The organism is Streptococcus sp. HJ1, assembly GCF_052399005.1.
Classification (GTDB): Bacteria; Bacillota; Bacilli; order Lactobacillales; family Streptococcaceae; genus Streptococcus.
On the sequence record NZ_CP199005.1, the window covers coordinates 908,928 to 925,782 of the forward strand.

A 16,855-nucleotide genomic window follows, 5' to 3' on the forward strand; every position below is an offset into this window, starting at 1 on the left:
TATTACTTTGAAAAGGTGTGATAGTGTGGCTACGGCAACAAAGAAGAAAAAATCAACAGTTAAAAAAAATCTAGTCATCGTGGAGTCGCCTGCTAAAGCGAAAACGATTGAGAAATATCTAGGCAGAAATTATAAGGTTTTAGCCAGTGTCGGGCATATCCGTGATTTGAAGAAATCCAGTATGTCAGTCGACATTGAAAATAACTATGAACCACAGTATATCAATATCCGAGGAAAAGGTCCTCTCATCAATGACTTAAAAAAAGAAGCTAAAAAGGCCAATAAAGTCTTTCTAGCGAGTGACCCGGACCGTGAAGGAGAAGCAATTTCCTGGCATTTGGCTCACATTCTCAACTTGGATGAGAATGATGCCAACCGTGTAGTCTTTAATGAAATCACCAAGGACGCAGTAAAAAATGCCTTTAAAGAACCTCGTAAGATTGATATGGACTTGGTCGATGCCCAACAAGCTCGTCGTGTCTTAGACCGCTTGGTGGGGTATTCAATTTCGCCAATTTTGTGGAAAAAGGTCAAGAAGGGCTTATCAGCAGGACGCGTGCAGTCAGTTGCCCTTAAACTCATCATTGACCGTGAAAATGAAATCAATGCCTTCCAACCGGAAGAATACTGGACAATTGATGGTGTTTTTAAGAAGGGAACCAAGCAATTTCAGGCTTCTTTCTATGGTATGAATGGCAAAAAGATGAAATTGACCACCAATGAAGAGGTCAAAGAAGTCTTGTCCCATTTGACTAGTAAAGATTTCACAGTAGACCAGGTAGATAAGAAAGAACGCAAACGCAATGCGCCCCTACCTTATACGACTTCAACCATGCAGATGGATGCGGCTAACAAGATTAATTTCCGTACTCGAAAGACCATGATGGTGGCCCAGCAGCTCTATGAAGGGATCAATATCGGATCGGGCGTGCAAGGTTTGATTACCTATATGCGTACAGACTCGACTCGTATCAGTCCTGTGGCTCAGAATGAAGCGGCAAGCTACATTAACGACCGTTTTGGTAGCAAGTATTCCAAGCATGGTAGCAAGATCAAGAATGCCTCAGGTGCTCAGGATGCTCACGAAGCCATTCGCCCATCTAGTGTCTTTAACACACCAGAAAGCATCGCTAAGTACTTGGACAAAGACCAGCTCAAGCTCTATACCCTTATCTGGAACCGTTTTGTGGCTAGCCAGATGACAGCTGCTATCTTTGATACCATGGCTGTTAAGCTCTCTCAAAAGGGGGTTCAGTTTGCGGCAAATGGAAGCCAAGTTAAGTTTGATGGATATCTTGCTATTTACAATGACTCTGACAAGAACAAGATGTTGCCAGATATGGCAGTTGGGGATGTGGTCAAGCAGGTCAATAGCAAGCCAGAGCAACATTTCACCCAACCGCCAGCTCGCTATTCAGAAGCGACACTTATTAAGACCTTGGAAGAAAATGGAGTTGGACGTCCGTCAACCTATGCTCCGACCATTGAAACTATCCAAAAACGTTACTACGTTCGTCTGGCAGCTAAACGTTTTGAACCAACAGAGTTGGGGGAAATTGTTAATAAACTCATTGTTGAATATTTCCCAGATATCGTAAATGTGACCTTCACAGCTGAGATGGAAGGAAAACTGGATGATGTCGAAGTTGGTAAAGAGCAGTGGCAACGGGTCATTGATGAATTTTATAAACCATTCTCTAAAGAAGTGGCCAAGGCTGAATCCGAAATGGAAAAAATCCAGATCAAGGATGAGCCAGCTGGATTTGACTGTGAAGTTTGTGGCAGTCCGATGGTGATTAAGCTCGGTCGTTTTGGTAAATTTTATGCTTGTAGTAATTTCCCAGACTGCCGTCACACACAAGCAATTGTCAAAGAGATTGGAGTCGAGTGTCCAAGCTGTCATCAAGGACAAATCATCGAACGCAAAACCAAGCGCAATCGTATCTTCTATGGTTGCAATCGTTACCCAGAATGTGAGTTTACTTCCTGGGACAAACCAATTGGCCGTGACTGTCCAAAATGCGGACACTTCCTTGTGGAGAAAAAAGTCCGTGGTGGTGGTAAGCAGGTTGTATGTAGTAATGGCGACTACGAAGAAGAGAAAATTAAATAAAATGCAGAGTCCTGAAAATGAATTTCAGGCTCTTTTTTGTTGATGCTTGACAAATTTCCCCCTTGTATGCGAAACTAGAGGGAGAGTAATTTATCTAGGAGAAATCATGCGTATCATTTATCTCTGTATTGGCTTTATTTCACTGGCTTTAGCTGTTATTGGAGTTGTCTTACCACTTTTACCAACAACCCCCTTTCTTTTGTTAGCTATCGCTTGCTTTTCAAAATCTTCTAAGCGTTTTGAAGACTGGCTTTATCATACAAAGCTTTATCAGACCTATGTAGCTGACTTTCGGGAAACCAAGTCAATCGCGCGAGAACGAAAGAAAAAAATCATCGTTTCTATCTATATCTTGATGGGAATTTCTATCTATTTTGCTCCTCTTTTGCCAGTCAAAATCGGTCTGGGAGCCTTGACTATCTTTATCACCTACTATCTCTTTAAAGTCATTCCTGACAAAGAATAGATAAAAATAGTAGTTATTTGCCTTGATAAAAATGAAAGCCTATTTAAAATAATATGATATAATAAATTCAAAGAAAACATCAAGGAGAATCAAATGATTTACGAATTTTGCGCTGAAAATGTGACCTTGCTTGAAAAAGCGATGCAGGCTGGAGCTCGTCGAATCGAACTTTGTGATAATCTAGCTGTAGGAGGAACAACGCCAAGTTATGGAGTGACCAAGGCAGCGGTTGAATTGGCAGCTAATTATGATAGCACCATCATGACTATGATTCGTCCCCGTGGTGGCGACTTTGTCTATACTGATCTTGAAATAGCGATCATGCTAGAAGACATTCGTTTGACTGCACAGGCTGGAAGTCAAGGGGTTGTATTTGGGACATTAACTGCTGATAAAAAGTTAGATAAGCCTAATCTTGAGAAGCTGATTGCCGCATCTAAAGGAATGGAAATTGTCTTTCACATGGCCTTTGATGAATTGAGTGATGAAGACCAGTTAGAAGCCATTGACTGGCTCAGCCAAGCCGGTGTCACTCGTATCTTAACTCGAGCTGGTGTGTCTGGAGACTCGCTAGAGAAACGTTTCGCTCATTATCACAGAATTTTAGAACATGCAGCTGGTAAAATTGAAATCTTACCAGGTGGGGGGATTGACTTGGACAACCGTCAAACCTTTATTGACCAGCTGGGCGTGACACAATTGCATGGAACCAAGGTTGTCTTTTAAAAAATAGAAAGGAACTGCTAGCTTTTGGTAGCAGTTTTCACTTATGTTTGAAATTTTTAACTCCTATCAGTTTAATAAAGAAAAAGCCCATGCCTATGGTTTTGTAGAAAATGGGGAAGTATGGAACTATAGTTGCCAGATTTTGCAAGGTGACTTTTCCATGACAGTCTCTATCACTCCTGATAATGTGAGTTTTCAGGTTTTTGATCAGGAAACGGGTGACCTTTATCCTCAAGTTCATATGGAAAGCATGCGTGGGAGTTTTGTTGCAAGTGTCCGTGAGGCTTGTTTGGAGATTCTTTACCAGATTCGGAAGGCTTGCTTTGATGTACAGGATTTTATCTGCCCTCAGACTAAGCGTATCATGGATAAGGTTCAGGAAAAGTATGGTGATCAGTTGGAGTATCTGTGGGAAAAGTCGCCTGATACAGCTGTATTGCGTCATGAAGGCAATCAAAAGTGGTATGCTGTTTTGATGAGAATCCCATGGGATAAGCTGGAAAAGGGGAGAGAAGGGCTAGTCGAAGCAGTCAACCTCAAACACGACCAAGTAGCTGATCTGTTTTCACAAAAGGGTATTTATCCAGCTTTTCATATGAATAAACGCTACTGGCTTAGTCTGGCACTTGATGATAGTTTGCAAGATGAAGAAGTGATAGAACTCATCGAAAAAAGTTGGAACTTAACCGTGAAAAAATAAGGAAAGTTACTTGACTTTTCAAATACTTTCAATTAGCAAAATATTCTTTACTGAAGAAATTTTCAGAAAATAATGGATTTTTTCTTGACAAGAGATTTTTCCTATGCTAAAATACTAAACAAGATATCAAACGAAGGAGAAAGTCAAACATGAAAACAGCTAAGTTTAATCAATTCGCTTTGTTGTTGAGGTACTCGGGCTAGTGCAAAAGCATTAGTCCTGTTTGGCTTACCAAGCGGGAGTAAATCAACATCTCGCTTGGGCTTCTAAGCGAGATGTTTTTTTAAAACCACATTTGGAAAAGGGGAAATCTTATGCGTAAAGTTGAATTTTTTGATACAAGCCTTCGTGATGGGGAACAAACACCTGGTGTTAACTTCTCAATAAAGGAAAAAGTTTCTATTGCAAGACAGCTGGAGAAATGGGGAATTTCTGTAATTGAAGCTGGTTTTCCGGCTGCTAGTCCAGATTCATTTATAGCTGTTCAAGAAATTGCTAAAGCCATGAAAAAAACAGCAGTGACAGGATTAGCTCGTTCTGTAAAATCTGATATTGATGCTTGTTATGAGGCTCTTAAGGATGCCAAGTATCCTCAAATTCATGTCTTTATCGCTACCAGTCCGATTCACCGCAAGTATAAGCTCAATAAGAGCAAGGAAGAGATTTTAGAAGCTATCAAGGAGCATGTTTCTTACGCACGTTCTAAGTTTGAAATCGTCGAATTCTCTCCTGAAGATGCGACTAGAACAGAGTTGGATTTCCTATTACAAGTCGTTCAAACAGCGGTCGATGCAGGTGCATCTTATATCAATATCCCTGACACAGTTGGCTTTACGACTCCAGAAGAGTTTGCACGTATCTTTGATCACTTGACTGAAAATATTAAATCAGATCATAAAGTTGTCTTTGGTGTCCACTGTCACGATGATCTCGGTATGGCAACTGCAAATACTTTGACAGCAATTAAACACGGTGCTGGACGCGTCCAGGGAACTATTAATGGTATCGGTGAACGCGCAGGTAATGTTGCTCTTGAAGAAGTAGCTGTTGCTTTGAAGATTCGTGAGGATTTCTTCCAAGCCACTAGTGATATTGTTTTGGATGAAACAATGAATACGTCTGAAATGGTTTCTCGCTTTTCTGGTATTCCAGTTCCTAAAAACAAGGCTGTGGTTGGTGGTAATGCCTTCTCTCATGAATCGGGCATTCACCAAGATGGAGTCCTTAAAAATCCTCTCACTTATGAGATCATCACACCTGAATTGGTCGGTGTTAAGAGTAATAGCCTTCCACTTGGTAAATTGTCTGGTCGCCATGCCTTTGTTGAAAAACTAAGAGAATTGGCTCTAGACTTTACAGAAGAGGATATCAAACCACTCTTCGCTAAGTTCAAGGCACTGGCTGACAAGAAACAAGAAATCACAGATGCAGATATTCGAGCTCTGGTAGCTGGAACCATGGTTGAAAATCCAGAAGGCTTCCACTTTGATGATTTGCAACTTCAAACCCATGCAGATAATGACATTGAAGCGCTTGTTAGTCTGGCTAATATGGATGGTGAAAAAGTCGAATTTAATGCGACAGGACAAGGTTCCGTTGAGGCAATCTTTAACGCTATCGATAAGTTCTTTAACCAATCTGTCCGCTTGGTGTCCTATACCATTGATGCTGTGACAGATGGAATTGATGCTCAAGCTCGTGTCTTGGTTACTGTTGAAAACAGAGATACAGAAACCATCTTTAACGCAGCAGGTCTCGATTTCGATGTATTGAAGGCTTCGGCTATTGCTTATATCAATGCTAATACCTTTGTTCAAAAAGAGAATGCAGGTGAGATGGGGCATAGCGTTTCCTACCGAGACATGCCTAGTGTGTAAAGGAGATGGCTATGACAAAGAAAATAGTAGTTCTAGCAGGGGATGGAATCGGTCCAGAAATCATGGAAGCTGGTTTAGCAGTTCTAGAAGCTCTAGCTTCAAAAACAGGTTTTGACTATGAGATAGACAGATGCCCCTTTGGAGGTGCAGGTATTGATGCTGCGGGGCATCCCTTACCTGATGAAACCCTCAAGGCATGTAGAGAAGTAGATGCTATTCTCCTTGCGGCTATCGGTAGTCCCCAGTATGATGGTGCAGCTATTCGGCCTGAACAAGGCTTGCTAGCTCTTCGTAAGGAACTCAATCTCTATGCCAATATTCGGCCTGTAAAAATCTTTGATAGTCTCAAGCATTTATCACCACTTAAACCAGAACGAATTGCTGGTGTAGACTTTGTCGTGGTGCGTGAGTTGACAGGTGGTATCTACTTTGGGGATCATATCCTTGAAGAGCGCAAAGCCCGTGATATCAACGACTACAGCTATGAGGAAGTAGAGCGGATCATTCGCAAGGCATTTGAAATTGCAAGAAGTCGCAGAAAACTCGTTACCAGTATCGATAAGCAAAATGTTCTAGCGACATCAAAACTCTGGCGGATAGTAGCTGAGGAAGTTGCGCAGGATTTTCCAGATGTGACCTTGGAACACCAGTTGGTGGACTCAGCTGCTATGCTTATTATTACTAATCCTGCCAAGTTTGATGTCATTGTGACGGAGAATCTTTTCGGAGATATCTTATCTGATGAATCAAGCGTTCTATCAGGCACACTTGGCGTCATGCCATCAGCCAGTCATTCTGAAAAGGGGCCAAGTCTTTATGAGCCTATTCATGGTTCAGCACCTGATATTGCAGGTCAAGGAATTGCCAATCCTATCTCTATGATTTTGTCAGTTGCCATGATGCTGAGAGACAGTTTTGGACGTTATGAGGATGCAGAGCGTATCGAGCGTGCTGTTGAAGCTAGTTTAGCGGCTGGCATTTTAACAAGAGATATTGGAGGACAGGCTTCTACTAAGGAAATGACAGAAGCCATCATTGAAAGATTATGAAGATAAATGAAGGAATCACGCTTGCCCTCTTGATTTGGAATTTGCTGATTTTCTTGATTTATGGCATTGACAAATCCAAGGCAAGAAGAGGTGCTTGGCGCGTCCCAGAGAAAATCTTACTCATTTTAGCCCTTACTTGTGGTGGTTTTGGTGCCTGGTTGGCAGGAATCACCTTTCACCACAAGACTAGAAAATGGTATTTCAAAACAGTTTGGTTTCTCGGGATGGTGACCACACTAGTAGCCTTATATTTTATTTGGAGGTAATGGATGGCAGGAAAATCGATTTTTGATAAATTATGGGACCGTCATGTCATCACAGGAGAAGAAGGGCAGCCCCAACTCATGTATGTGGACCAGCACTATATTCATGAAGTGACTAGTCCCCAAGCTTTTCAAGGATTACGAGATGCAGGCCGCAGATTGAGACGACCAGACTTGACATTTGGGACCTTTGACCACAATGTACCAACGGTCAACATCTATGATATTCGAGATGTCATTTCCAAGGCTCAAATTGATAAGCTTGCTGAAAATGTTGAGGAGTTTGGGATTGAACATGCTGCCCACGGTTCTGAAAAGCAGGGAATCGTTCACATGGTAGGTCCAGAAACAGGACGGACCCAACCAGGAAAATTCATCGTTTGTGGAGACAGTCACACAGCTACTCACGGAGCTTTCGGAGCTATCGCTTTTGGGATTGGGACCAGTGAGGTCGAGCATGTCTTTGCTACCCAGACACTCTGGCAAGTTAAACCTAAGAAAATGCTGGTAGAATTCACTGGTGTTCCTCAAAAAGGAGTTTATTCTAAGGATTACATTCTCGCTTTAATTGCCAAGTATGGCGTTGCTTGTGGTGTAGGATATGTGGTGGAATATCGTGGACAAGCCATTGATGCACTGACCATGGAAGAGAGAATGACCATCTGCAATATGTCCATCGAGTTTGGCTCTAAGATGGGCATCATGAATCCAGATCAAACTACCTATGATTATCTCAAAGGACGAGAATGTGTTCCAGAGGATTTCGAGGAGGCAGTTGCCGACTGGAAGACCCTTGTCAGCGATGATGATGCTGTTTATGATAAGGTTATCCAGATGGATGTCTCAGACTTGGCTCCTATGGTGACCTGGGGAACCAATCCTGCTATGGGCGTCGACTTTGACAGTAGCTTCCCAGAAATTAAGGATATGAATGATGAACGAGCTTATCATTACATGAACTTGGAGCCTGGTCAAAAGCCAGCGGACATTGAACTAGGCTATATTTTTATCGGGTCTTGTACCAATGCTCGAATCAGTGACTTACAGCTGGCTGCGCGATTTGTCAAAGGGAAGAAAATTGCTCCCAATCTAACAGCAATCGTAGTACCAGGTTCTCGTCCTGTGAAACGAGCTGCGGAGAGGTTGGGCTTGGATAAGGTTTTCCTAGATGCTGGTTTTGAGTGGCGAGACCCAGGTTGCTCTATGTGCCTAGGGATGAATCCTGACAAGGTCCCTGATGGGGTTCACTGTGCCTCAACCAGTAACCGCAACTTTGAAGACAGACAGGGATTTGGTGCTAAAACCCATCTCTGCAGTCCAGCTATGGCAGCGGCGGCGGCCATCGCAGGGCGCTTCGTAGATGTTCGGCAAATGCCAGAGGCCCAGTAAGGAGAGGATATGGAGAAATTTACAGTTTATACGGGAACGACCGTTCCTCTCATGAATGATAACATCGACACCGACCAAATACTCCCCAAGCAGTTTCTCAAGTTAATTGATAAAAAAGGCTTTGGAAAGTACCTCATGTATGCTTGGCGTTATCTGGACGATAACTACACTGAGGACCCAGACTTTGTTTTTAACCGACCTGAATATCGTAAAGCTAGTATTCTCATCTCAGGGGATAACTTTGGGGCAGGTTCTTCGAGAGAACACGCAGCTTGGGCTCTAGCCGACTATGGTTTTAAGGTCGTGATTGCAGGTTCTTTTGGGGATATTCATTACAATAATGAACTCAATAATGGCATGCTGCCTATTGTCCAGCCTAGGGAGGTTAGAGAGAAACTAGCCCAACTCAAACCGACTGACCAGGTAACTGTGGACTTGGAACAACAAAAAATCATCTCACCAGTTGGAGAATTCACTTTCGAAATAGATAGCGAGTGGAAACACAAGCTCTTAAATGGTTTGGATGATATCGGTATTACTTTGCAGTATGAAGATTTGATTGCTGCCTATGAAAAACAACGACCGGCCTACTGGCAGGAATAGAAAAATAGAAAAGGAAATATAGAATTATGACAAAACACATTCAATGGAACGGAACACTTTCACAAGAAGGCTATGACATTTTAAAAGGTGAGGGTGGGTGCATTGTATGCCCTACAAAAGTTGGTTACATTATCATGACGAGCGATAAAGCAGGACTTGAACGCAAATTTGAAGCTAAAGAGCGTAACCGTAACAAACCAGGTGTTGTACTTTGTGGTAGCATGGACGAGCTACGCGCTTTAGCACAACTCAACCCAGAAATTGAAGCCTTCTACCAAAAACATTGGGATGAAGACATTCTCCTTGGTTGTATCCTTCCTTGGAAACCAGAAGCTTTTGAAAAACTCAAAGCATACGGTGATGGCCGTGAAGAACTCATGACAGACGTTCGTGGTACTAGCTGTTTTGTCATCAAGTTTGGTAAAGCTGGTGAACAGTTGGCTGCTAAACTTTGGGAAGAAGGCAAGATGGTCTACGCCTCATCAGCCAACCCATCTGGAAAAGGAAACCGTGGTAAGGTAGAAGGAATCGGAGAACGTATCGAAGGAGCAGTGGACCTTGTCATAGAAGCAGATGACTACGTTGCTTCAATCCAACCTGACAAAACGATTGAAACGCGCTACGAGCAAGGTGTGATGGTTTCTATGGTCGATAAGGACGGAAAACTCATCCCAGAACAAGGAGGAGACCGTTCAATCTCACCAGCACCAGTCGTTATCCGTAAAGGGCTTGACATTGATAAAATCATGATGCATTTGTCAGATACCTTTAACTCATGGGACTACCGTCAAGGTGAGTATTATTAAGATTGAAGAAGAGGAGAGAATTTAATCTCTCTTTTTTCTCTTTCTATTTTCAAAGCAAAAACCGAACGATATTGTTTTATAATTGAAATTATTTGACAAAAACTGTACTTTGGTTTATAATAAATTAAGGAAACGTCGCAAAAGGCGTAGAGATGCGCAAGCATAGGTAGGTCATTACAAAAGAAACGAGACATCGATATGTTAAATGAATTTCCAATTTTTGATTACGAAGATATTCAGTTGATCCCAAATAAATGTGTCATAAAAAGCCGTGCAGAAGCAGACACGAGTGTCACACTTGGAAATCACACTTTCAAACTACCTGTTGTGCCAGCAAATATGCAGACGATTTTGGATGAGAACGTAGCAGAGCAACTGGCTAAAGGTGGCTACTTCTACATTATGCATCGTTTTGATGAGGCTGGGCGCATTCCTTTTATCAAACGCATGCACGATCAAGGCCTTATTGCATCCATCTCTGTCGGTGTCAAGGATTACGAGTATGACTTTGTTAGCCAACTCAAGGCTGATGCTCCTGAGTATATCACGATTGACATTGCTCATGGTCATGCGAATAGCGTGATTTCTATGATCCAACACATCAAGAAAGAATTACCAGATACATTTGTCATTGCTGGTAACGTGGGAACACCAGAAGCTGTTCGTGAATTGGAAAATGCTGGTGCGGATGCAACAAAGGTTGGAATCGGTCCTGGTAAGGTTTGTATTACCAAGGTCAAGACAGGTTTTGGTACAGGTGGCTGGCAGTTGGCTGCCCTACGTTGGTGTGCCAAGGCTGCGCGTAAACCGATCATCGCTGATGGTGGGATTCGTACTCATGGTGATATTGCCAAGTCTATCCGTTTCGGTGCCAGCATGGTCATGATCGGCTCCCTTTTTGCAGGACATATCGAAAGCCCAGGAAAGACGATTGAAGTCGATGGCGAACAGTTCAAAGAATACTATGGTTCAGCTTCTCAATATCAAAAAGGAGCCTATAAAAATGTGGAAGGTAAGCGCATCTTACTGCCTGCTAAAGGGCATTTGCAAGACACCCTTACTGAGATGGAGCAGGACTTGCAAAGTGCTATTTCCTACGCAGGTGGACGCAAGGTTGCGGACCTCAAACACGTTGATTATGTGATCGTGAAAAACTCTATCTGGAACGGGGATGCATCCCACTAATGGACGCTTAGTCCACCCATAAAAAACTTGTTATTAGAGCAAATTTCTGTTATAATAAGACAAGTTTCCACCCTTAGTGTAATGGATATCACGTAAGATTCCGGTTCTTGAGATGGGGGTTCGATTCCCTCAGGGTGGATGTAAAAAGTCTAAGAAAGCCTTACATAAGGCTTTTTTCTTTATCACGCCCCAAGTTTTCCCCTAAAAATAAAAAGTTTGTTCTAAAAAATGTTCAAATCCCCTTCACTCCCGTTTTAAAGTGACTCAGGGGGCTTTTTTTGTTATAATAAAAGAGACTGTTATCAGTTAGAAAGAGGTTGGTATGAAAGAATTACAAACTGTACTAAAGAAGCGTTTTGCAATCGAATTTGCAGACAAAAACTTACTGGAAACGGCCTTTACTCATACGAGTTATGCCAATGAGCACCGCCTCTTAAAAATTTCACACAATGAGCGCTTGGAATTTTTAGGAGACGCTGTTCTGCAATTATTGATTTCAGAATATCTTTATAAAAAATATCCTAAGAAACCAGAGGGAGATTTGTCTAAACTCCGTGCTATGATTGTCCGTGAGGAAAGTTTGGCTGGTTTTGCGCGTGATTGCCAGTTTGATCAGTTTATCAAGCTAGGAAAAGGAGAAGAAAAGTCTGGTGGTCGCAATCGTGACACCATTCTTGGTGATGCCTTTGAAGCCTTTCTGGGTGCTTTGCTTTTAGACAAGGATGTTGCTAGAGTAAAAGAGTTTATCTATCAGGTCATGATCCCCAAGGTTGAAGCAGGTGACTTTGAAATGATTAAGGATTACAAGACACACCTGCAAGAGTTGCTCCAAGTCAATGGAGATGTAGATATTCGTTACCAGGTGACCTCTGAGACGGGGCCTGCCCATGACAAGGTTTTTGATGTAGAAGTTCTGGTTGAGGGCAAGAGTATCGGAAAAGGTCAAGGCCGTTCTAAAAAATTAGCAGAGCAAGAGGCCGCAAAAAATGCAGTTGAGAAAGGGCTGAATTCATGTATTTAAAGGAAATTGAGATTCAGGGATTCAAGTCCTTTGCTGACAAGACCAAGGTCGTCTTTGACCAAGGTGTGACTGCTGTCGTTGGGCCAAATGGATCTGGAAAATCAAATATCACAGAAAGTCTGCGATGGGCCTTGGGGGAGTCTAGTGTCAAGAGCCTTCGTGGTGGCAAGATGCCTGACGTTATCTTTGCTGGGACCGAAAGTCGTAAGCCGCTCAATTATGCCTCTGTTGTCGTGACCTTAGACAATGAAGATGGCTTCATCAAGGATGCAGGGCAAGTCATTAAGGTAGAACGCCATATCTATCGTAGTGGTGATAGCGAGTATCGGATTGATGGCAAAAAAGTGCGCTTGCGTGATGTGCACGACCTCTTCTTGGATACCGGTTTGGGTCGGGATTCCTTCTCCATCATTTCCCAAGGGAAGGTTGAGGAAATTTTTAACTCCAAGCCCGAAGAACGCCGCGCTATTTTTGAAGAAGCTGCTGGAGTTTTAAAATACAAGACTCGTCGAAAAGAAACAGAAAGCAAACTGCAACAAACTCAGGACAATCTCGACCGCTTAGAGGACATTATCTACGAGTTGGACAATCAAATCAAGCCCCTTGCAAAACAAGCCGAGAATGCGCGCAAGTTTCTTGACTTGGATGGTCAACGCAAGACGATTTATTTGGATGTACTGGTTGCCCAAATCAAGGAAAACAAAACTGAACTAGAGCTAACAGAAGAAGAGTTAACGCAGGTTCAGGAACTCTTGACCAGTTATTACCAAAAGCGTGAAGAGTTAGAAGAGGAAAATCAAAGTCTTAAAAAGAAACGCCAGGATCTCCAAGCTCAAATGGCCAAGGATCAAGGAAGTTTGATGGATTTGACTAGTTTGATCAGTGACTTAGAGCGAAAACTAGCCCTATCCAAACTGGAATCCGAGCAAGTTGCCCTTAATCAACAAGAAGCACAAACCCGTTTGACTGCTTTGGAAGATAAGAGGAAGGCTCTAAGTAAGGAAAAGGCTGAAAAAGAAGGGAATTTGGAACAGTTAGAGGAAAGTCTAGCTGAAAATAACAAGGAACTCAATCACTTAGAAGCAGAATTGCTAGCTTTTTCAGATGATCCTGACCAGATGATTGAGCTCTTGCGCGAACGCTTTGTCGCTCTTTTACAAGAAGAAGCGGATGTCTCAAACCAACTGACCCGCATCGAGAATGAGTTGGAAAACAGCCGTCAACTATCTCAAAAACAAGCAGACCAACTTGAGAAGTTGAAAGAACAACTGGTTACAGCTAAAGAGAAGGCCAGTCAACAACAGGCTGAGCTTGAATCTGCCAAGGAGCAGGTTCAGAAATTATTGGCAGACTACCAAGCTAGTTCCAAGGAACAAGAGGAGCAGAAAGTTTCTTACCAAGCCCAGCAGAGCCAACTCTTTGATCGTCTAGACAGTCTCAAAAACAAGCAGGCTAGAGCCCAGAGTTTAGAAAACATCCTAAGAAATCATAGTAATTTTTATGCGGGTGTTAAGAGTGTTCTTCAAGAAAAAGCCCGTCTTGGTGGGATCATTGGTGCAGTCAGTGAACATTTGACCTTTGATGTGCATTATCAAACTGCCCTAGAGATTGCGCTTGGAGCTAGCAGTCAGCATATCATCGTAGAAGATGAAAACGCGGCAACCAAGGCGATTGATTTCCTAAAACGTAACAGAGCTGGTCGTGCAACCTTTCTTCCACTGACGACTATCAAGGCTCGTACCATTTCTAGTCAGAATCAAGATGCTATCGCAGCAAGTCCAGGATTTCTGGGAATGGCAGATGAGTTGGTGTCGTTTGATAAGAGACTAGAAGCCATTTTCAAAAACTTGCTTGCTACAACGGCTATCTTTGATACTGTAGAACATGCGCGTGCCGCAGCTCGTCAAGTTCGCTATCAGGTTCGCATGGTGACGCTTGATGGTACCGAATTGCGCACAGGTGGTTCCTACGCGGGGGGTGCCAATCGTCAAAACAACAGTATTTTCATCAAGCCAGAGCTGGAGCAATTACAAAAAGAAATTGCTAAAGAAGAAGCTGACTTGCGGTCAGAAGAAGCGAGTTTGAAGACCTTGCAAGATGAGATGGCGGTATTGGCAGAAAGATTAGAAGCTATCAAATCTCAGGGTGAGCAAGCTCGTATTCAGGAGCAAGGCTTGTATCTTGCTTATCAACAAACCAATCAGCAGGTCGAAGAACTGGAAACGCTTTGGAAACTTCAAGAAGAGGAATTAAATCGCCTTACTGAAGGAGATTGGCAAGCGGATAAGGAAAAATGCCAAGAGCGCCTTGCTACTATTGCTAGAGAAAAGCAAAATTTGGAAGCTGAGATTGAAGAGATTAAGTCTAACAAAAACGCTATTCAAGAACGCTATCAAAACTTGCAGGAACAGATTTCTCGAGCGCGCTTGCTTAAGTCAGAACTGCAAGGACAAAAGCGGTATGAAGTGACTGATATTGAACGCTTAGGTAAGGAATTAGATAACCTCAATCTTGAACAAGAAGAAATCCAGCGTCTCCTTCAAGAAAAGGTTGATAATCTTGAGAAAGTGGATACGGATTTGCTAAACCAGCAGGTGGAAGAGGCCAAAACTCAGAAAGCCAATCTTCAACAAGGTCTGATTCGCAAGCAGTTTGAATTGGATGATATCGAGGGTCAACTGGATGATATTGCCAGCCATTTGGATCAGGCTCGCCAGCAGAATGAAGAGTGGATTCGCAAGCAAACACGTGCTGAAGCCAAGAAGGAAAAGGTCAGCGAACGCTTGCGCTATCTACAAGCTCAATTAACTGACCAGTACCAGATCAGTTACACAGAGGCGCTAGAAAAGGCTCATGAACTGGAAAATCTCACTCTGGCAGAGCAAGAGGTTAAGGATTTAGAGAAGGCTATTCGCTCACTGGGTCCTGTCAACTTAGATGCTATTGACCAGTACGAAGAAGTCCACAATCGTTTGGATTTCCTCAATAGCCAACGAGATGATATTTTGTCTGCGAAAAACCTGCTCCTTGAGACCATCACAGAGATGAATGATGAGGTTAAGGAACGTTTTAAATCAACCTTTGAGGCGATTCGTGAGTCCTTTAAAGTGACCTTTAGACAGATGTTTGGCGGTGGTCAGGCAGACTTGATATTGACTGAGGGCGATCTTTTAACAGCTGGTGTGGAGATTTCTGTTCAACCACCAGGTAAGAAAATCCAATCTCTCAACCTCATGAGTGGTGGTGAAAAAGCCCTATCTGCTCTGGCTCTGCTCTTCTCAATCATCCGAGTTAAGACTATTCCTTTCGTCATCTTGGACGAGGTAGAGGCGGCGCTGGACGAAGCCAATGTCAAACGTTTTGGGGATTACCTTAACCGCTTTGACAAGGATAGTCAGTTTATCGTCGTAACCCACCGTAAGGGGACGATGGCGGCAGCGGACTCTATCTATGGAGTTACCATGCAAGAATCAGGTGTGTCTAAGATTGTTTCGGTTAAGTTAAAAGACTTGGAAGAAACAGTAGACTAGTTATCAAATGATAGCATCTCTTAGGAGGTGCTATTTTTTAAAACTCATAGCTTGAATTGTCCATCAAGGTCAGTTCAGGCGCAAAAAACGACATTTGGGATTTCCTCTTAGCGAAAAGACTTTCTCTATGATATAATAGTTTCATGATTACAACAGTACCTATTAAGAACGAAAAAGATATTGCAGTACCAGGTAATACAGTCCTTGTACTAGGTTATTTTGATGGCATCCACAAGGGACATCAGAAACTCTTTGAAGTAGCTAGCAAGGCTTCTATGAAGGATTATCTGCCAGTTGTCGTGATGACCTTTACAGAATCGCCAAAACTTGCCTTACAACCTTACCAACCTGAACTCATGCTCCATATCGTCAATCACGAAGAACGGGAGCACAAGATGAAATGGCATGGAGTAGAGGCTCTATTCTTACTCGACTTTAGTAGCAAATTTGCTAGTTTAACGGGTCAAGAATTCTTTGATACTTATGTTAGAGCTTTAAAACCAGCCATTATCGTAGCAGGATTTGATTACACCTTTGGCTCTGATAAGAAAACTGCGGATGACCTGAAGGATTATTTTGATGGAGAGATCATCATTGTTCCTCCGGTCGAAGACGAAAAGGGCAAGATTAGTTCTACACGGATTCGTCAGGCTATTCTTGATGGAGATGTAAAGGAAGTCAATCATCTGCTCGGCACTCCGCTCCCATCTCGCGGAATGGTCGTTCATGGAAATGCTCGTGGGCGTACTATCGGTTATCCAACAGCCAATCTGGTCCTAAGAGACCGAACTTACATGCCAGCGGACGGTGTTTACGTAGTCGATATCGAAGTGCAACGTCAGAGATATCGTGGAATGGCGAGCGTTGGCAAAAATGTCACCTTTGATGGAGAAGAACCACGTTTTGAAGTCAATATTTTCGACTTTTCAGACGATATTTACGGTGAGACAGTCATGGTCTACTGGCTGGACCGTGTTCGCGATATGGTCAAATTTGACTCCGTAGAGGAACTGGTAGACCAACTCCAGAAAGACGAAGAGATTGCTCGAAACTGGAAGGATGGAGAGTCTGTCATTCAAGGGGCTGAGGTATAGAAAACGTCTGAAAATCTACTAGAAGGATTAGTT

14 protein-coding genes and 1 tRNA gene are annotated in these 16,855 nt (G+C 42.8%); all 15 read left to right on the forward strand.

All coding sequences use genetic code 11. The features are described 5' to 3' along the window. Positions 1-25: 25 nt before the first annotated feature. The 15 genes from topA (at position 26) to ACT17O_RS04590 (ending at position 16,822) form a co-directional block, all read left to right on the forward strand. Positions 26-2,113, forward strand: coding sequence for a type I DNA topoisomerase (gene topA / locus ACT17O_RS04520; protein ID WP_444817825.1), 2,088 nt, complete (start codon positions 26-28; stop codon positions 2,111-2,113). 106 nt (positions 2,114-2,219) lie between these two features. Next, positions 2,220-2,579, forward strand: coding sequence for a YbaN family protein (locus tag ACT17O_RS04525; RefSeq protein ID WP_001220350.1), 360 nt, complete (start codon positions 2,220-2,222; stop codon positions 2,577-2,579). 93 nt (positions 2,580-2,672) lie between these two features. After that, complete coding sequence (locus ACT17O_RS04530) at positions 2,673-3,305, forward strand: copper homeostasis protein CutC (protein WP_314977582.1); 633 nt, start codon at positions 2,673-2,675, stop codon at positions 3,303-3,305. A 43-nt stretch (positions 3,306-3,348) separates the two neighbouring features. Beyond that, entirely contained in the window at positions 3,349-4,005 is a 657-nt protein-coding gene (locus ACT17O_RS04535) for an MmcQ/YjbR family DNA-binding protein (protein WP_247952086.1), read from the forward strand. Between the two features lie 314 nt (positions 4,006-4,319). After that, the gene (locus tag ACT17O_RS04540; protein ID WP_049484175.1) at positions 4,320-5,882 is read left to right on the forward strand and encodes a 2-isopropylmalate synthase; all 1,563 of its coding nucleotides are present in this window, start codon (positions 4,320-4,322) and stop codon (positions 5,880-5,882) included. Between the two features lie 11 nt (positions 5,883-5,893). Further along, positions 5,894-6,931, forward strand: coding sequence for a 3-isopropylmalate dehydrogenase (leuB, locus tag ACT17O_RS04545; RefSeq protein WP_206285478.1), 1,038 nt, complete (start codon positions 5,894-5,896; stop codon positions 6,929-6,931). After that, on the forward strand, positions 6,928-7,197 hold the full coding sequence (locus ACT17O_RS04550) for a DUF1294 domain-containing protein (protein ID WP_000700091.1): 270 nt from the start codon (positions 6,928-6,930) through the stop codon (positions 7,195-7,197). Before leuB ends, ACT17O_RS04550 begins: the two co-directional genes overlap by 4 nt. 3 nt (positions 7,198-7,200) lie before the next feature. Next, complete coding sequence (gene leuC / locus ACT17O_RS04555; protein ID WP_125391286.1) at positions 7,201-8,583, forward strand: 3-isopropylmalate dehydratase large subunit; 1,383 nt, start codon at positions 7,201-7,203, stop codon at positions 8,581-8,583. A gap of 9 nt (positions 8,584-8,592) precedes the next feature. Further along, entirely contained in the window at positions 8,593-9,186 is a 594-nt protein-coding gene (gene leuD / locus ACT17O_RS04560) for a 3-isopropylmalate dehydratase small subunit (RefSeq protein ID WP_000410641.1), read from the forward strand. Between the two features lie 26 nt (positions 9,187-9,212). Beyond that, the gene (locus ACT17O_RS04565) at positions 9,213-9,992 is read left to right on the forward strand and encodes an L-threonylcarbamoyladenylate synthase (RefSeq protein WP_000160506.1); all 780 of its coding nucleotides are present in this window, start codon (positions 9,213-9,215) and stop codon (positions 9,990-9,992) included. A 198-nt stretch (positions 9,993-10,190) separates the two neighbouring features. Continuing rightward, positions 10,191-11,177, forward strand: coding sequence for a GMP reductase (locus ACT17O_RS04570; protein ID WP_000931170.1), 987 nt, complete (start codon positions 10,191-10,193; stop codon positions 11,175-11,177). A gap of 67 nt (positions 11,178-11,244) precedes the next feature. Then, positions 11,245-11,316, forward strand: a tRNA-Arg gene (locus ACT17O_RS04575). A gap of 183 nt (positions 11,317-11,499) precedes the next feature. Next, positions 11,500-12,198 carry a ribonuclease III gene (gene rnc / locus ACT17O_RS04580; protein WP_444817826.1) on the forward strand — a complete coding sequence of 233 codons (699 nt, stop codon included), beginning with the start codon at positions 11,500-11,502 and terminating at the stop codon, positions 12,196-12,198. Continuing rightward, positions 12,189-15,728, forward strand: a complete 3,540-nt coding sequence (smc, locus tag ACT17O_RS04585) for a chromosome segregation protein SMC (protein WP_444817827.1) — start codon at positions 12,189-12,191, stop codon at positions 15,726-15,728. Before rnc ends, smc begins: the two co-directional genes overlap by 10 nt. 143 nt (positions 15,729-15,871) lie before the next feature. Beyond that, positions 15,872-16,822 carry a bifunctional riboflavin kinase/FAD synthetase gene (locus ACT17O_RS04590; RefSeq protein WP_444817828.1) on the forward strand — a complete coding sequence of 317 codons (951 nt, stop codon included), beginning with the start codon at positions 15,872-15,874 and terminating at the stop codon, positions 16,820-16,822. Positions 16,823-16,855: the final 33 nt, after the last annotated feature.